Origin of the sequence: Limnothrix redekei LRLZ20PSL1, assembly GCF_043235035.1 — a bacterium.
Taxonomy (GTDB): Bacteria; Cyanobacteriota; Cyanobacteriia; order CACIAM-69d; family CACIAM-69d; genus CACIAM-69d.
In genome coordinates this window covers 127,390-141,267 of sequence record NZ_JAZAQF010000078.1, presented here as the reverse complement: position 1 = coordinate 141,267, position 13,878 = coordinate 127,390, and the positions used below count along the sequence as shown (strand labels likewise).

12 protein-coding genes and 1 other RNA gene are annotated in these 13,878 nt (G+C 56.2%); 7 read left to right on the top strand and 6 right to left on the bottom strand.

Features of this window, described 5'->3' with window-relative positions; genetic code table 11:
- Positions 1-6 precede the first annotated feature (6 nt).
- Entirely contained in the window at positions 7-2,025 is a 2,019-nt protein-coding gene (locus tag VPK24_RS13340; protein WP_393014044.1) for a GAF domain-containing protein, read from the bottom strand.
- 338 nt (positions 2,026-2,363) lie between these two features.
- On the opposite strand from VPK24_RS13340, the gene VPK24_RS13335 reads away from it, so the two are divergent.
- The 4 genes from VPK24_RS13335 (at position 2,364) to VPK24_RS13320 (ending at position 5,467) form a co-directional block, all read left to right on the top strand.
- Entirely contained in the window at positions 2,364-2,537 is a 174-nt protein-coding gene (locus tag VPK24_RS13335; protein ID WP_393014043.1) for a hypothetical protein, read from the top strand.
- A 24-nt stretch (positions 2,538-2,561) separates the two neighbouring features.
- Complete coding sequence (locus tag VPK24_RS13330) at positions 2,562-4,349, top strand: peptide ABC transporter substrate-binding protein (RefSeq protein ID WP_393014041.1); 1,788 nt, start codon at positions 2,562-2,564, stop codon at positions 4,347-4,349.
- Between the two features lie 82 nt (positions 4,350-4,431).
- Positions 4,432-4,528: signal recognition particle sRNA small type (ffs, locus tag VPK24_RS13325), an RNA gene on the top strand.
- A gap of 423 nt (positions 4,529-4,951) precedes the next feature.
- A complete protein-coding gene (locus VPK24_RS13320) occupies positions 4,952-5,467 on the top strand; it encodes a hypothetical protein (RefSeq protein WP_393014039.1) in 516 nt (171 codons plus the stop codon).
- 27 nt (positions 5,468-5,494) lie between these two features.
- Here VPK24_RS13320 and VPK24_RS13315 read toward each other — a convergent pair whose 3' ends face one another.
- From VPK24_RS13315 to VPK24_RS13305, 3 genes are all read right to left on the bottom strand, one after another.
- Positions 5,495-5,809 carry a hypothetical protein gene (locus tag VPK24_RS13315; RefSeq protein WP_393014038.1) on the bottom strand — a complete coding sequence of 105 codons (315 nt, stop codon included), beginning with the start codon at positions 5,807-5,809 and terminating at the stop codon, positions 5,495-5,497.
- Between the two features lie 263 nt (positions 5,810-6,072).
- Positions 6,073-8,178, bottom strand: a complete 2,106-nt coding sequence (gene ftsH / locus VPK24_RS13310; protein ID WP_393014036.1) for an ATP-dependent zinc metalloprotease FtsH — start codon at positions 8,176-8,178, stop codon at positions 6,073-6,075.
- Positions 8,179-8,380: 202 nt separating this feature from the next.
- Complete coding sequence (locus VPK24_RS13305; RefSeq protein WP_393014034.1) at positions 8,381-8,854, bottom strand: VOC family protein; 474 nt, start codon at positions 8,852-8,854, stop codon at positions 8,381-8,383.
- 148 nt (positions 8,855-9,002) lie between these two features.
- Between VPK24_RS13305 and VPK24_RS13300 the strand changes: the two genes are divergently transcribed.
- Both VPK24_RS13300 and VPK24_RS13295 read left to right on the top strand, forming a co-directional pair.
- On the top strand, positions 9,003-9,815 hold the full coding sequence (locus VPK24_RS13300) for a TIGR00297 family protein (protein ID WP_393014032.1): 813 nt from the start codon (positions 9,003-9,005) through the stop codon (positions 9,813-9,815).
- Entirely contained in the window at positions 9,716-10,750 is a 1,035-nt protein-coding gene (locus tag VPK24_RS13295) for a CHAD domain-containing protein (protein WP_393014030.1), read from the top strand. Before VPK24_RS13300 ends, VPK24_RS13295 begins: the two co-directional genes overlap by 100 nt.
- Positions 10,751-10,800: 50 nt before the next feature.
- Here the strand turns inward: VPK24_RS13295 and VPK24_RS13290 are convergent, their stop codons facing one another.
- Positions 10,801-11,376, bottom strand: coding sequence for a hypothetical protein (locus tag VPK24_RS13290; RefSeq protein WP_393014029.1), 576 nt, complete (start codon positions 11,374-11,376; stop codon positions 10,801-10,803).
- A gap of 359 nt (positions 11,377-11,735) precedes the next feature.
- Here VPK24_RS13290 and VPK24_RS13285 point away from each other — a divergent pair, with 359 nt between their 5' ends.
- Positions 11,736-13,004, top strand: a complete 1,269-nt coding sequence (locus VPK24_RS13285) for a ferrochelatase (RefSeq protein ID WP_393014204.1) — start codon at positions 11,736-11,738, stop codon at positions 13,002-13,004.
- Here VPK24_RS13285 and VPK24_RS13280 read toward each other — a convergent pair.
- On the bottom strand, positions 13,001-13,804 hold the full coding sequence (locus tag VPK24_RS13280; protein ID WP_190355234.1) for a RecB family exonuclease: 804 nt from the start codon (positions 13,802-13,804) through the stop codon (positions 13,001-13,003). The two genes, VPK24_RS13285 and VPK24_RS13280, sit on opposite strands and share 4 nt — an antisense overlap.
- Between the last annotated feature and the right edge of the window lie 74 nt (positions 13,805-13,878).

Here is a 13,878-nt window from a genome sequence, read left to right as displayed (position 1 = left end):
CAGCCCCTAGCTAAACAGCAACAGAGACGGCATCGATCGCCCGCCACCATTGGGCGGCATGGGCGGCATGGGTCGATCACCCAAATTACCCCGAATCAGAAATCGATCGGGCAAATCCGCCGCCGATTCTGACTCCTCCAGCGCAGGCGGTGCAGGGGGCAACTCCACCACAAAGGTCGTGCCCTGATTGGGTTCCGACTCAAACCAAAGCCGGCCCCCATGCTGCTCCACAATGGTTTGGTAGGCGATCGACAGGCCTAACCCCGTCCCCTGCCCGATCGGCTTCGTACTAAAGAAAGGATCCAAAATGCGATCGTGCACCGCTTCCGGAATGCCGAGGGCATTGTCTCGAATCTGAATTACCGCTCGCCCGCTGGCCGGATCCAGGGCCGTGGCCAGCCAAATGGTGGGGCGTTCCTCCTTAGCTAACCATTGGGGCGACTCGATCGCCACCGTCAAAGCATCGATCGCATTTTCAATCAGCGCCGCCAATGCCTGATTCAGCGGGCCCGGATAGCACGTGATGGCCGGCAGTGCTCCCCACTCATGAATGAGCTGAATCGAATGGAGTTGATCACCGCTGCGCAAGGCATTCAGCCGCCCTTGAAACAACACCAAGGCGCTATCCAAACTCTCGTTGAGGTTAATGCTCTTGACAATTGCCTCATCCAACCGCGAGAAAGCCCGCAGCGATCGAACAATCTTTTGGATTCGCTCCACGCCCGATCGCATCGATTGCAGCATTCGTGGCCAATCCTCGGCAATATAAGCAGGATCCACCTCTTCCACCAACGCTTCCACCTCGGCCGAAGGAGCCATCCCCGATCGCGCCCACTCCGCTTGGTAGACATTCACCAAGTCCAACAAATCCTGGATATAGTGCCCCGCGTGGGCCAAATTGCCCGCAATGAAGGCCACCGGATTGTTCACCTCGTGGGCCACCCCGGCCACCAACTGTTCCAGCCCCGCCAACCGTTCCGCCTGCACCAACTGGGCCTGCTGCCACTTCAGGGCCTGCAACGCCGCCTCCAATTGAGCCGCCTTATCCGCGAGCTTGTCCTCCGCTGCCTGTCGCCGTCGAATTTCCGCTTGGGCCTGTTCATACAATTCCGCCTGCAACACGGCCACGGCCAATTGATGGGACAACCGTTCCAACAAATGAATTTCGTTAGGATGCCACTGGCGCAGATTTTGGCAATGGTGAGCAATTAACAGACCCCAGAGCCGGCCATGGTCAGAAATGGGCAACACCAAATTAGCCCGCACTTGGAACCGACGCAGCAAATTACGATGGCACTCGCTCAGGGGAGCCGTTTCAATGTCGCTGATGGCGCTAATGCGTCCCTGTTGGTAATCCTGGGCGCGGCTGACCTGAAAACAGGTGTCCTCGATCGTCACATCCAACGACGCATCCCAACCCTCGCCCACGGATTCGGCCACCACCATGCCGCTCCAGTCGGGGTTAAAGCGATAGACCACCACCCGATCGGTCTGCAGCAGTTGGCGCACCTCATTCACCGCCGTGCTCAACACTGCCGTCAAGTCTAGGTCTTGGCGAATGCGCTGGGTCACACCGCTCAGGAGTTGTTCCTCTTGCAATTGTCGATTTTGGCGCTTGCGGGCTTCCACCGCTTCGGTCACATCCGTTTGCACACCGATGTAGTGGGTCAAATGGCCCGCCGCATCATGCACGGGGCCGATCGAGAGGCGATTCCAAAAGGGCCGACCATCCTTGCGGTAATTTAACAACACCACTTCGCAGGCCTCACCCCGGCGAATGGCCTGGCTGAGTTGCTCCACCGCCACCGGATCCGTGTCAGGCCCCTGCATAAACCGACAGTTACGCCCTAACACTTCTTCCCGGCGGTAGCCTGTCATGGCCTCGAAGGCTTCGTTGCAATAGATCAGGGGGCGATCGGGCCGGCTCATATCGGCGATCGCAATGCCACAACTGGCCGAAGCCATCGCCCGTTCATACAACTCCAGGGTCACCGGCAATAACCCTGGACTCGCTTGATTTTCCATAAGCCTCCAAGCTTCAGGATCTGACGCGTCCTCTGATTGGTTTGTGGTTTGCCATCCGGCCAAACATTCAGAAACATTCAACAGCGCTGTTGAATCTTCAGGCACCCTCTCGGATGACTGGGCATTCATGGTGTTTTCCGCCGCACCCTGCAACGACAAACAGCGTTCAAGGTCGATCCCTGATAGATCCCGAATCCTTCATTGTTCCGGGTCAGTCCACGGTGATCAAGAGCTTGGTTAAAAAGTTTCGCGATTCACCCGATTCAAATGCTGTTGATTAGGATTGGTTTTCGCAGAATTTTATTTCCCTAATCTCATTCTAGAAGTGATTTCAGGAAATGATTTGGGCGGCGGCGGCGGCCGGCCACGGAGCCATGGGAGCTATGGGAGCTATGGGAGCGGTGGGAACATTGCGGGGACGTTGCGGGAGCATGGCGGGGACGTTAATCGATCGCCCGAGACAGACCAAGGCGAACGGATTATTGTTGGCTGTTATTGTGGTTTTCGATTGATGTTGTGGTGTCTGGTGGCGATTCATGCCTAACCTGTTTTGGCCTCGGAAATGGACAAGGGCGATCGCTCCGGCTCGATCGCCCCAGTTGCGTCAGTCGTTAGGGGCGATCGGGCTGGTGGCCAGTTTGCTAGTGGGGGGCTGTGGCGGCGGCGCATCCACCAACTCCGCCAACCGTCCCAGCGCCAGCGGCCCGGCGGATAAAACCCTGAAGTTGCTCTATTGGCAAGCCCCCACCATTTTGAATCCCCACCTGGCCACAGGACATAAGGATTTTGACGGGGCGCGCCTGGCCTATGAACCCCTCGCCAGCTACGACAAAACGGGCAAATTGGTTTTGTTTTTGGCGGCAGAAGAACCCACCCTGGCCAACGGTGGTGTGGCCAAGGACGGGCGATCGGTCACTTGGAAACTGAAATCCGGCGTGAAGTGGGCCGATGGCAAACTCTTCACCGCTGAGGATGTGGTCTTTACCTATGAGTTTTTGAGCGATCCTAAAACCGGCGCGGCCACCCTCACGGACTACGCCCTGGTGAAATCAGTGCGGGCGATCGATCCGCAAACGGTGCGGATTGAATTCACAGCGCCCACGGCCAGTTGGTCTCAGCCCTTCACTGGCTACAACGGCATGATTTTACCCAAACACATTTTTCAGGACTATGTGGGAGCCAGGGCCAAGGAAGCACCGGCCAACCTAAAGCCGATCGGGACGGGCCCCTATCAAGTGGAGTCCTTTAAGCCGGGTGATTCGATCGTCTACAAACCCAACCCCAGCTACCGCGATCGGGCCAGCCTCGCCTTCGAGCAGGTGGAAATCAAAGGCGGCGGCGATGCCACCTCGGCAGCCCGGGCCGTGCTGCAAACCGGCGATGCCGACTATGCCTACAATCCGCAGGTGGAAGCGCCGATTTTGAGACAACTGGAAAGCGGTGGCAAGGGCAAACTATTGGCCGTGACCGGGGCCCAATCAGAGCGGATTCACTTTAACTTCACTGACCCCAACCGGGCCACTGCCGACGGGGAGCGATCGAGCGTGCAGTTTCCCCACCCCTTCTTCACGGATAAAACCGTGCGCCAGGCCTTTGCCCTCGCGGTCGATCGCGCCACCATTGCCCAGCAACTCTATGGCCCCACCGGCAATCCCACGGCTAATCTGATCATCGCTCCCCAGCAGTTTGCCTCACCCAATAACCAAGTGGAATTCAACCTGCAAAAAGCAGCCCAACTGTTGGATCAAGCGGGTTGGAAAGACACCAACGGCAACCAAATTCGCGACAAAAACGGCGTGGAAATGCGGGTGCTGTTTGTCACTTCGGTGAATCCCCTGCGCCAGAAAACCCAGGAAATTGTGAAGCAAGCTTGGGAGTCGATCGGGATTGGCGTGGAACTGAAGTCCGTGGATGCCGGAGCCTTCTTCTCCGGCGACCCAGCCAACGCCGACACCATAAACCGCTTCCAAGCCGATTTGCAGCTCTACACCACCGGCAACACCTCCCCGGATCCCAGCGCACACCTAAAGTGGTGGACTTGCGCCGAAATTGCCAGCAAAGCCAACGACTGGAACCGCAATAACTACACCCGCTATTGCAACTTAGCCTATGACCAAGCTTGGATCAAAGCAGACCAGGAATTGGATCCCATCAAACGGCAGGCGGCCATGATTGCCCTCAATGACCAACTGATTCAGGATGTGGCCCTGATTCCCCTCATTGCCCGGGCCAAAGTGGGAGCCGTCAGCGATCGATTGCAGGGCGTGGATCTCACCCCTTGGGACAGCGACACCTGGAACATCGCCACCTGGAAGCGTCCTTAACTCCTGTCTATCAATCGGGTTCAGAAACCGGCGGGTTCCTTGCCCTTGCGTTAACGGGGGCCCTTCATGGTATGGTTATTGCGACCTGGACCCGCGCGATCCCAACGCCCGAACCGTGTCAGAGCCGGAAGGCAGCAGCACTAAGGGATGCTTGAGATAGGCGCGGTCTCCGGGTCTCTTTTTTTGTTGATTGCTTTTGCTGATTGCTTCTGTTGATTGCTTTTGCTGATTGCTTCTACTTATTGCTTCTACTTATTTTTTGTTCGTATTTAATCTTGTAAAGTACCCCGATCGATCGCGAGATGGATCGCCGGATATATCTCGGGATATATCTCGGGACGCATTGCGGGATAAGTCGCGGGATACATAAACCAACGGGCGAATTTCCTGAGTTGTTGATGAATCCAACAACCACAGACCTGAATTGCATAGGATTGAAGTATTCAGCCTGTTGAACTGAAACCGAGACAGTCCTAGCGAAGGCTGAGGTACTGGTTTTGGCAGCCGATCGATCGGGAGCATCTCAGCGGCAGCCCAGTTCAATCACCAGTGTCAGGGCGCGGGGATTCGCGATCGCACAGCCACTAGGAGCGTAATTAACAATGATGGAGCGGCATCATGGGGCCAGGCAGGCGGCCCAACAGGCCTTCTTAGAGGCCCTCGAACGCCTACGGGAAAATCTGACCGATCCTGAAGATGCGGCCGCCCTTGACACGGTGGAAACCGAAGCAGCCCCCAGCCCCCAGGCCGCAGCCGAAACCGCACCTCCCGCCAACCAGGAAATTACCCTGGAGGACTTGGAGGCTGCGATCGAGGATATTGAGCGCTATATGGACAGCCAGCACCAACAGGACGAAGATCCCCAGGCTCCCGCTAATCCTGAAGATTCCGAAAATTCCGAGAATTCTGCAAGCTCTGAAAATTCCAAGGTGGCACAGGGTGAGGAAAGCAACCGCGATCACCCCTTGGATCAAGGAATGGAACCAGCGGCCGAAACGTCCGATCTCGCAGACCCCAACGCGCTATGGGCAGAAATTCTGTTGGGACTGGAGCAAAACGCCGCTCCTGCGCCACCGCCTGCGCCCCACGATCGGCGGCGCTCAGGGGAAACCCGTTGAGTGGTTACCTCAACGATTGGTGAGCCTTTAGCCGCGCCGCCCTTCTTCGATGCCCTCGATCGCCTCAAAGTAATCTGCGGCCTCTTGCCACACTTCCCGAAATGACATGGTTTCCGATCGCTCGTTGGGTGACACAAGGTGTTCCCATTGGGCAATGTAGCTGGTCACTAAATCCACCATCGGTTCACTGATGCTGCTGGTGGGCATTCCCGCTCCAGCAAACCGATAGATCTGATCGGTGGAAAAAGATTGCAGTTGAAACCCTCCCGGCTGGGTAATGGCTTGGTAGGGGCCAATTTGCACAGACGTTTGCGGGGACGGGGCAGGCTGTTCGATCGGCATGGTTCTTGGCAAAGGGGAATTGGGAAGCGAGGAGAGGCGATCGCGTCGAGCAGCGATCGCATTGGATTTCAATCAATCCATTCAGGCCAAGCAAACTAAGCAAGTCGGGACGATTAATCGAGATCAAACCCACGCGATCGAATCAAAGCAATCGATTTTGATTAACCGATCTAGAGCAATCAACCCAACGCGATCAACCCAACGCGATCAACCCAAAGAGATCGAGATCAATTCAGGGCGATCGATCCAGAGCGATCGCGGCCCTAAACCCTGGCCGCAGCCGGGTTGCCGACATTGCTGGCTTGACGTATTTGTCGATCCTCCGGGTAATCCTTGTCGGGAATCGGAACATAGGCGCGAACAATTTTGCGGAATTCATCCCCTTCAATCATTTCTTCGTCGAGCAGTTGATCAACCAATCGATCGAGCAATTCTCGATGCTCACGTAGAATCTGACAGGCTGTTTCGTAGCAGTTGACGGCAATTTCTCGCACGGCGCGATCGATTTTGGCGGCCACCTCTTCGGAATATTCCGGCTGCGACATCCAACCTCGTCCCAAAAACACCTCGCCCGATTGACTTTCCAGGGCCAACGTACCCAGATCAGACATGCCATAGCGAGTGACCATTTCGCGGGCCAAGGTGCTGACCACCTTCAGATCGTTGCTGGCTCCGACGGTGATTTCGGAATCGCCAAACACTTCCTGCTCGGCCGCCCGTCCCCCCAGGGTCATCACAATTCGATCGAGAATCCAAGCACGGGTATAGAGACCGCTATCCACCATTTCTTCATTGAAAACCTGTTGGGCAAACCCACCAATGCCACCCGATCGGGGAACGATCGTCACCTTATTCAACGGGTCAGAATGCTTCAGCAGCGTCATCAACAGGGCATGGCCCACCTCGTGATAGGCAATCAAGCGTTTTTTCTTGCTATCCAACAGAGGAGCCAACTTCAGGCCAATGGTGATCCGGTCGATCGCGTCGTCAATTTCCTCCAGGCTGATGGCCGGCTTCCGTCGCCGGGCCGTCAAAATCGCCGCCTCGTTGAGCAAGTTGGCCAAATCGGCCCCCGCAAAACCGGGAGTGCGCCGGGCGATCGCCTCGATCGACACCCCTTCTTCAACCTTTTTGGTGCGAGCATGGACTTGCAAAATCGCCAGCCGCCCCGTGTAACTGGGCAAATCAACGGTAATTTGGCGATCGAACCGGCCCGGTCGCATCAGGGCCGAGTCCAGCACATCGGGGCGGTTCGTGGCGGCAATAATAATCACCCCAGAGTTGCCCTCAAACCCATCCATCTCAGTCAGCAGTTGGTTGAGGGTTTGTTCCCGTTCATCGTTGCCGCCGCCAATACCCGCGCCCCGTTGGCGACCTACCGCATCAATTTCATCAATAAACACAATGCAAGGAGCGCTCTCCTTCGCCTTGCGGAACAAATCCCGCACCCGAGACGCACCCACTCCCACGAACATTTCCACAAATTCCGAACCGGACATGCTGAAGAAAGGCACGCCCGCTTCTCCGGCGATCGCCTTGGCCAAAAGGGTTTTGCCCGTTCCCGGTGGCCCCACCAACAACACCCCGCGCGGAATCTTGGCCCCGACGGCCGTGAAGCGTTCCGGCTGCTTCAGGAAGGTCACCACTTCCTGGAGTTCTTCTTTGGCTTCCTCCACACCGGCCACATCATCAAAGGTCACGCCGGTTTTGGCTTCCATCTGGAACTTGGCGCGGGATTTGCCAAAGTTCATGGCCTGGCCCGAAGCGTTGGCCGTGCGGCGCACAATGTTCACCAGCAGGGCAATCACCAACCCCACAAACAGCAAATTGGCAATGAGGCTCAGGGCCGCGGTGCGATCGACCGACTCTTGCACTGAGAGTTCCACCCCCTTCGCCCGGGCAATTTCGATCAATTCCGGGTTGCGCTCAAACAGAGTCACTTCGTAGGGCGAGCTGGCGCGACCATTTTGATCCAAAAAAACCCGGGCCAGTTGCTCTGCGGGAAACAGATCAATCCGCTTGACCTGGCCCGCCTCCAACTTCTCCATCAGGTCGCCGTAAGTGAGGACGCGGCCGCGGCGCTGGTTGGCAGGCTGGTTGGCGGATTGGTTGGCGGATTGGCCAACCGTGGGGATCGCTTCCGAGGAAGAGCGATCGCTCGGCTGACTCTGGGCCAAGGCGGGCGCGGTCACCGTCAACAGGTTAAACAGCAGCAGGGCCGAGGCGATCGCCCGTCGCCGACGAGGGCGCGATCGGGTGGGTAGGATCCATGAACCGGGATGCCCCCCACCGGTTCGATCGGCCTGCGATCGGTTAGCGGTGTGGTGCGATGATTCCGAGGGAGATCCCATTCCAAAAAAGCGCATCATGCTGAAAGCTGCTGGCGGTGTGGACTGTTTCTAGTCTAGCTTGCTCCGTCTAGGCCCTTGGCGGTTAGCACAGCCCGGTTCGATCTCCAGGTCAGTGTTTAATCTGCGTTTGATCGTTAATCTGCGTTTGATCGACTGATTGGGGCAATCTTCGATCGGGGCAAGCGTTCGATCGGGGCAAGCGTTCGCAATCCCCAGACCTTTAGCGATCGCCCACCCGTTGGTCATCAACGGCCCCAAAAATCGCCTCAGGATGGACATAGTGCTTAAATTCCAGCAGATTGTGGAACGGATCGGCTAAAAACGCCGTGTAATGTTCCAATTGCTCCCCAGGAAACCGACGGCGCGGGGGCTGTTCAAAGGTGAGTTGTTTGGCCTCGGCTCGATCAATCAAGGCTTGCCAGTCAGCCAAGGCCGCAAACACCAACCCAAAATGGCGCGGATAGATCCCCTTTTGCGGTTGGCAGGCCCCAGGACTCACGTGGGCCACAATTTGGTTGCCATAGCAATTCAAAATCAGCGAGTTGGGCCCCTCGCGTCCAGCGGTGCAACCCAGCCCGTCAATATAAAAGGCTTTGGTTTGGGCCAGGTCGGCCACCGGAAAGGCTAAGTGAAACAGGGCGATCGCCCGGGGATTTTCGGAACCGAAGGGTTGACCCGTGGGAGTTACTTCCAAATTTGTGGGAGTAGCTGCAGCCCCGGTTGCCGAAGTTATCGCTGTTGAAGTGATCATGATGAGAACGGTTTAGAGAAATCGTTAGAGCCAGAGGGAACCACCATCCACCTGATAGCATGGCAGGAGAGGTCTGAAGGAAAAGACTGCCGTGGATTTCAGCGCGATCGCAACGCCCATTACCCAGCAAGCGACCCAACACCCTTGGCTCACGGCCGCGGTGCTGAACACGCTGCTGCTCACCCTAGTGGCGATCGCCCCCAAAAAACTGCTCACGCCGGCCGGCATTGTCCATGCTTGGATTTTGGGTGTGCTGGTGTGGGGTTGCATGGGCTGGCCAGGCTATGCCGTGGTGGGGTTCTACTTTTTGGCGGGGTCGGCCGTCACTCGGGTGGGTTTGGCCCGCAAGGAAGCCGCTGGCATTGCCGAGAAACGATCGGGCGCAAGGGGCCCGGAAAACGTTTGGGGATCGGCCCTTGGTGGGGCCCTCTGTGCCGGGGCGATCGGGCTGTTGTCCTTAGCCGCTGACCAGGCGATCACCCAAACCTGGATCCCCCTTCTCAGTTTGGCCTATGCCGCTAGCTTCAGCGCCAAACTCTCCGACACCTGCGCCAGTGAAATTGGCAAAGCCTATGGCCGGCGCACCTTTTCAGTGATTTCCTTCCAGCCTGTGCCGCCGGGAACCGAAGGAGCCGTCAGCCTGGAAGGAACCCTGGCCGGTTTTGCCGCCTCGATCGCCCAAGCCCTTGTGGCCTGGGGTGCAGGCTTAATTTCTCCCTTCGGAATTTTGGGATGCGCGATCGCCGCATTCCTGGCTACAACAGTGGAAAGTATTGTGGGCGCGACTTGGCAGGAGCAGCAGCCATGGTTAACAAACGAAGTCGTGAACGGTCTGCAAACCCTGCTGGCGGCTCTGCTGGCGATCGCGATCGGGTGGCCGGCGATCAGCCCGATCAGCCCCTAAACTCGCCCGCCGACCCCAACTCCCGCAGCCTCGGGGCCACGGCCCAAGCTGCGATCGAAAAGCATTGGGCTAAGGCCGGTCGCCACGAGGCCGCCGTCCTCAAAGACCAGGATCCCGAAGAACTACACCAAATGCGCGTGGCCCTGCGACGGCTGCGATCGGCCATTGTGGGTTTTGCCGTGGCCATTGACCTGCCCAAACGGGCCAGCGAGCGGGCCGTGGGGCAAGTGGCCAGAATTTTGGGGGAACTGCGCGATTTGGACGTAATGGACGAAGCCTTGCGCGATCGCTACCTGCAAAACCTGCCCCCGGAAGAGCAGCCCCTTTTGCAAACGGTTCGCGAAGAGTTGGCCGGCCAACGCCAAAAAGCCTTCGGTCGCGTCAGCAAAACCCTGCAAAAACGCGAATGGCCCGCCATCAACACGGCCCTCGATCGTTGGATTGCCCAACCGCGCTTGCGACCCGCCGCCGATTGGCCCGCCGTGGTGGTGGTTCCCGATTTGCTGTTGCCCATTTTGTCCCACTGGTTAATGCATCCCGGCTGGTTGGTGCAAACCGAAGGGCGATCGGTCACGGATCTTTCGTTGTTGGAGTGGGCGGTGATCCATGACCTGCGCAAGGTGGCCAAGCGGGTGCGCTATCAAATGGCCCTTTTTACCGATTTCTATGGCAGTGATTACGAACAATTGCTCGGCACGATTGGTGATATCCAAACCGTGTTGGGCGATTTGCAGGATATCGCGGTGCTGGAAAACTTTTTGGTGAAAACGATCGGGATTCAGTGGGCCACCGATGCGCCCGTTTGGGCTGGCTTGCTGGAACAACAGCGCGATCGGGCCTGGGAAAGCTGGCTGAAGCTCCAGGAACAGTTCGATCGCCCCAATCAACGGGAACGCATCCGAGACGTAGTAAATCGTCCGTGCCTCAACTCCTAGCCATTGGCTGACTGCCTTAGTCGTTTCAAGCCTCACAAGGAATTGATCCCTTAAGCTGTGCCATCCTCGCCCAGACCATACCAACCTTGGAGATAGGTTTGCAGCATGGCGGCGGCCGTCGTGCGGCTGGGGGCCCGATCGGGCACAGACCACCACCCCCAGGCGCGATCGGGCGATCGCCAAAAAGCCTGATGGGACAAGGGTGGATCAGCCCAAAACTGCGCCCGCCCGGGCCCCAACCAAGCGGAACTGCGGTGCGTCCATTGATCGTGGCTGAACCGATAAATTGGTAGTCCCTCCGGCAGCGCCACCCCCCAACCATCCCAGGCAAACACCGCCCGCACTCGCCCACCGCGTCGCTGCCAAGCCTGAGCGGCTCCCAAGGCTGCCACCACACCCGCGCTGAAGCCAATTAGCCCGATCGCCCGTTGGGGATCGATCGCCCGCAGCGCCTCCAGCACCCGATCGCCCTGATAGGTAGCGTCCCAAATCACCAAGGGCTGGGGCCAGGCGGGTTTCCAGGTGGCTGCTAAAAACTGTTCCGTTGCCGATCGATCCGCAAAGCCGGGACAAATGCAACAAATTGGCATGGCGGCCTGGGTGCGCTGGGGCTGATGTCCTGGCACTTGAGCCTCGCAAGTCACTGGAGCATCATTTTGAGGGTCATGGAGTTGAAAATCAGGGGCTTGATCTATCCCATTGCAACGATTGCCAGCGCTCCAAGCGTTTGCATACTTATTTGAATTTTTCATTGAGATTGTTACTTAATTTTCCATTAATGTTTGCGTTTAATGACTAAGCATTACAAAAAGCGAAGGACTCTGCTCAAGATCTCCAAAGAAACTTGTCTTCTTTTCAAGAATTTCCCTCAACTGGTTCCGATTGACCAACTGAAATCTGATTCCGCTTTCATAATAGAAATGAATCCCCCCACGAGGCATTTGCTGTGGCTGCGTCTTCCCAAAAGGCTGAAGGTCAATCCCCCCTGATGGCAACCCCAATCAGCGCGATCGACCCATCAGAAGTCGAAATCGGGCCCGGCGACGATCGGGTAGCCGTTTTGCTGATGGGCTATGGCGAAGTGGAATCCTACGCGGATTTTGCCAATTACAACGAACAGGCTTTGAACCTGTTGACTGCCAAGTTTGCTCCGGTTCCCCAATGGGTTTATCCACCCCTGGCGAAATTATTGGCGGCCTTTGATTTGCATGAGTGGAGTCACCAACATGGTCAATTTATTTCCCCCCACAATGCAATTTTTGAGCGCCAACGATCGGGGATTGAGCAAGCACTCAGGCAACGTTGGGGCGATCGAGTGTCGGTGTTTAAGGCGTTTAACTTTTGTCGTCCCCATTTGCCAGAGCAAGTTTTGGCAGAAATTCGCGATCAGGGATTTAGCAAGTTACTGATTTATCCCTTACTGGTGGTGGACTCCATTTTTACCAGTGGGATTGCCATTGAGCAGGTCAACCGGGCCCTGAGTCAGTTAACCGATGGCGACACCCATTGGGTGCGATCGATGCGCTATTTCCCATCGTTTTATGACCAGGCTAGTTATATTCAACTGCTGGCGAAGTTGGTGAGCGAAAAAATTGATCAGGACTGGCGATCGCACTTTTTGCCGTCGCAAATTGGGATTGTGCTGCTGAATCATGGTTGTCCCCACGAAGCCAAAGGGTTTGTGTCAGGAATTGCCGAAAGCCAAGCCCTGTATGAATCAGTGCGTCGGGAGCTGATCACTCGCTATCCCTTGATTTCGATCGGCTGGCTCAATCACGATACGCCCATGATCGATTGGACACAGCCCAATGCTCAATTGGCTGCTCGCAATTTAATTGAACTGGGGGCCAAGGCAATTTTGATGGCCCCGATCGGGTTTGCTACCGAAAACCATGAAACATTGCTGGATGTGGACCATATTTTCCTAGCGCTCCAGCGTCAATATCCTGAGGTGATTTATCAACAATTACCCTGCGTGAATGATCACCCTGAGTTTTTGACCATGGCAGCGGATTGGGTCGATCCTCTAATTACGGATTTATTGGCAGAAACCAGCGCTGTGATTCATTTCGCCGGGTTCGATCGCTCCAGCCTCGATTCCGAGCATCATCACCACCAAAGCCATAGCCATGATCACGGTCATGATCACGGTCATGATCATGGGGACAATCACAGTCATGATCATGGTGGCAACCACAGCCATCATCATGGCCATTCCCATGATCACGCTCATCATCAACATTCCCGTCATTAAGGTTTCAAATTCAGCGACAGTTGCAGAATTGAAGCGGGATGATTTGGTGTTGGAATTGGCTCGGGGCTGGTGGTTTGGGCTGGGCAATATTGTTTGTAATGACACTGATCACAATGGGTTCCGGGATTGGGTTCCCAGGCGCGATCGGTTCGTAATCGCTGGGCCAAGTCTGCAATCACCGCCTGGGCTGCGATTAGCCGTTCTTCAGTGACGGGAATTCGCACCGATTCTCCGGGCCGCAAAAAAATGAGGTTGATGTATTTCAACTCTCGTTCCCATTGTTGATTGATGGCGATCGCATAGAGGCCCACTTGCATCGTGAGCTGATCGAAATCTGGCTCCACAAATTGCCGTGAGGTTTTGTACTCAATTAGCTCAAGGGAATCCAAATCAAACCAATCGAGGCGATCGAGCCGACCCGTGAGGGCAAATTCCAAGTCATTGATTTGTAATCGACCTTGAATTTTTGCCTCCGTGGCCAGGGGTTTAAGGAAGCGATCGCTCGGTTCAATCCAGTGATGGAAATAGCGCACCAAAATATCGTAGCCCTCGGCAATTTGGCGCTCCGTCAGGCCAGCGGTTTCCTGAGTCCAGCAAGCGTCAATCCAACTGAGTCCTGGTTTTTGGGGATAGCTATAGTCCCAATCGCGGTAAATTCGCGTGAGTGCCCCATGGAGCGATCGCCCCAGGGCCGCGCCTCCAAAACCCGCCGTCGGAATCTTATATTCATAGCGAAATTGATAGCGAGCGGGACAGGTTTGGTAGGTGGTTAATTTGGCCGGTGAGAGTCGATAGGACATTTGGCTTCAAAGGGCTTCAGAAAAACCGGGAATTTTTGATCGCAGAATCTACCACAGAATCTATAGAGTAAAAA

What these genes read in the sequence shown, in the direction of transcription:
- VPK24_RS13335 (WP_393014043.1), top strand. Translation starts at nt 2,364, where the DNA reads ATGATTTGGGCGGCGGCGGCGGCCGGCCACGGAGCCATGGGAGCTATG.
- ftsH (WP_393014036.1), bottom strand. Translation starts at nt 8,178, where the DNA reads ATGATGCGCTTTTTTGGAATGGGATCTCCCTCGGAATCATCGCACCAC.
- VPK24_RS13320 (WP_393014039.1), top strand. Translation starts at nt 4,952, where the DNA reads ATGATGGAGCGGCATCATGGGGCCAGGCAGGCGGCCCAACAGGCCTTC.
- VPK24_RS13295 (WP_393014030.1), top strand. Translation starts at nt 9,716, where the DNA reads ATGGTTAACAAACGAAGTCGTGAACGGTCTGCAAACCCTGCTGGCGGC.
- VPK24_RS13340 (WP_393014044.1), bottom strand. Translation starts at nt 2,025, where the DNA reads ATGGAAAATCAAGCGAGTCCAGGGTTATTGCCGGTGACCCTGGAGTTG.
- VPK24_RS13280 (WP_190355234.1), bottom strand. Translation starts at nt 13,804, where the DNA reads ATGTCCTATCGACTCTCACCGGCCAAATTAACCACCTACCAAACCTGT.
- VPK24_RS13330 (WP_393014041.1), top strand. Translation starts at nt 2,562, where the DNA reads ATGCCTAACCTGTTTTGGCCTCGGAAATGGACAAGGGCGATCGCTCCG.
- VPK24_RS13315 (WP_393014038.1), bottom strand. Translation starts at nt 5,809, where the DNA reads ATGCCGATCGAACAGCCTGCCCCGTCCCCGCAAACGTCTGTGCAAATT.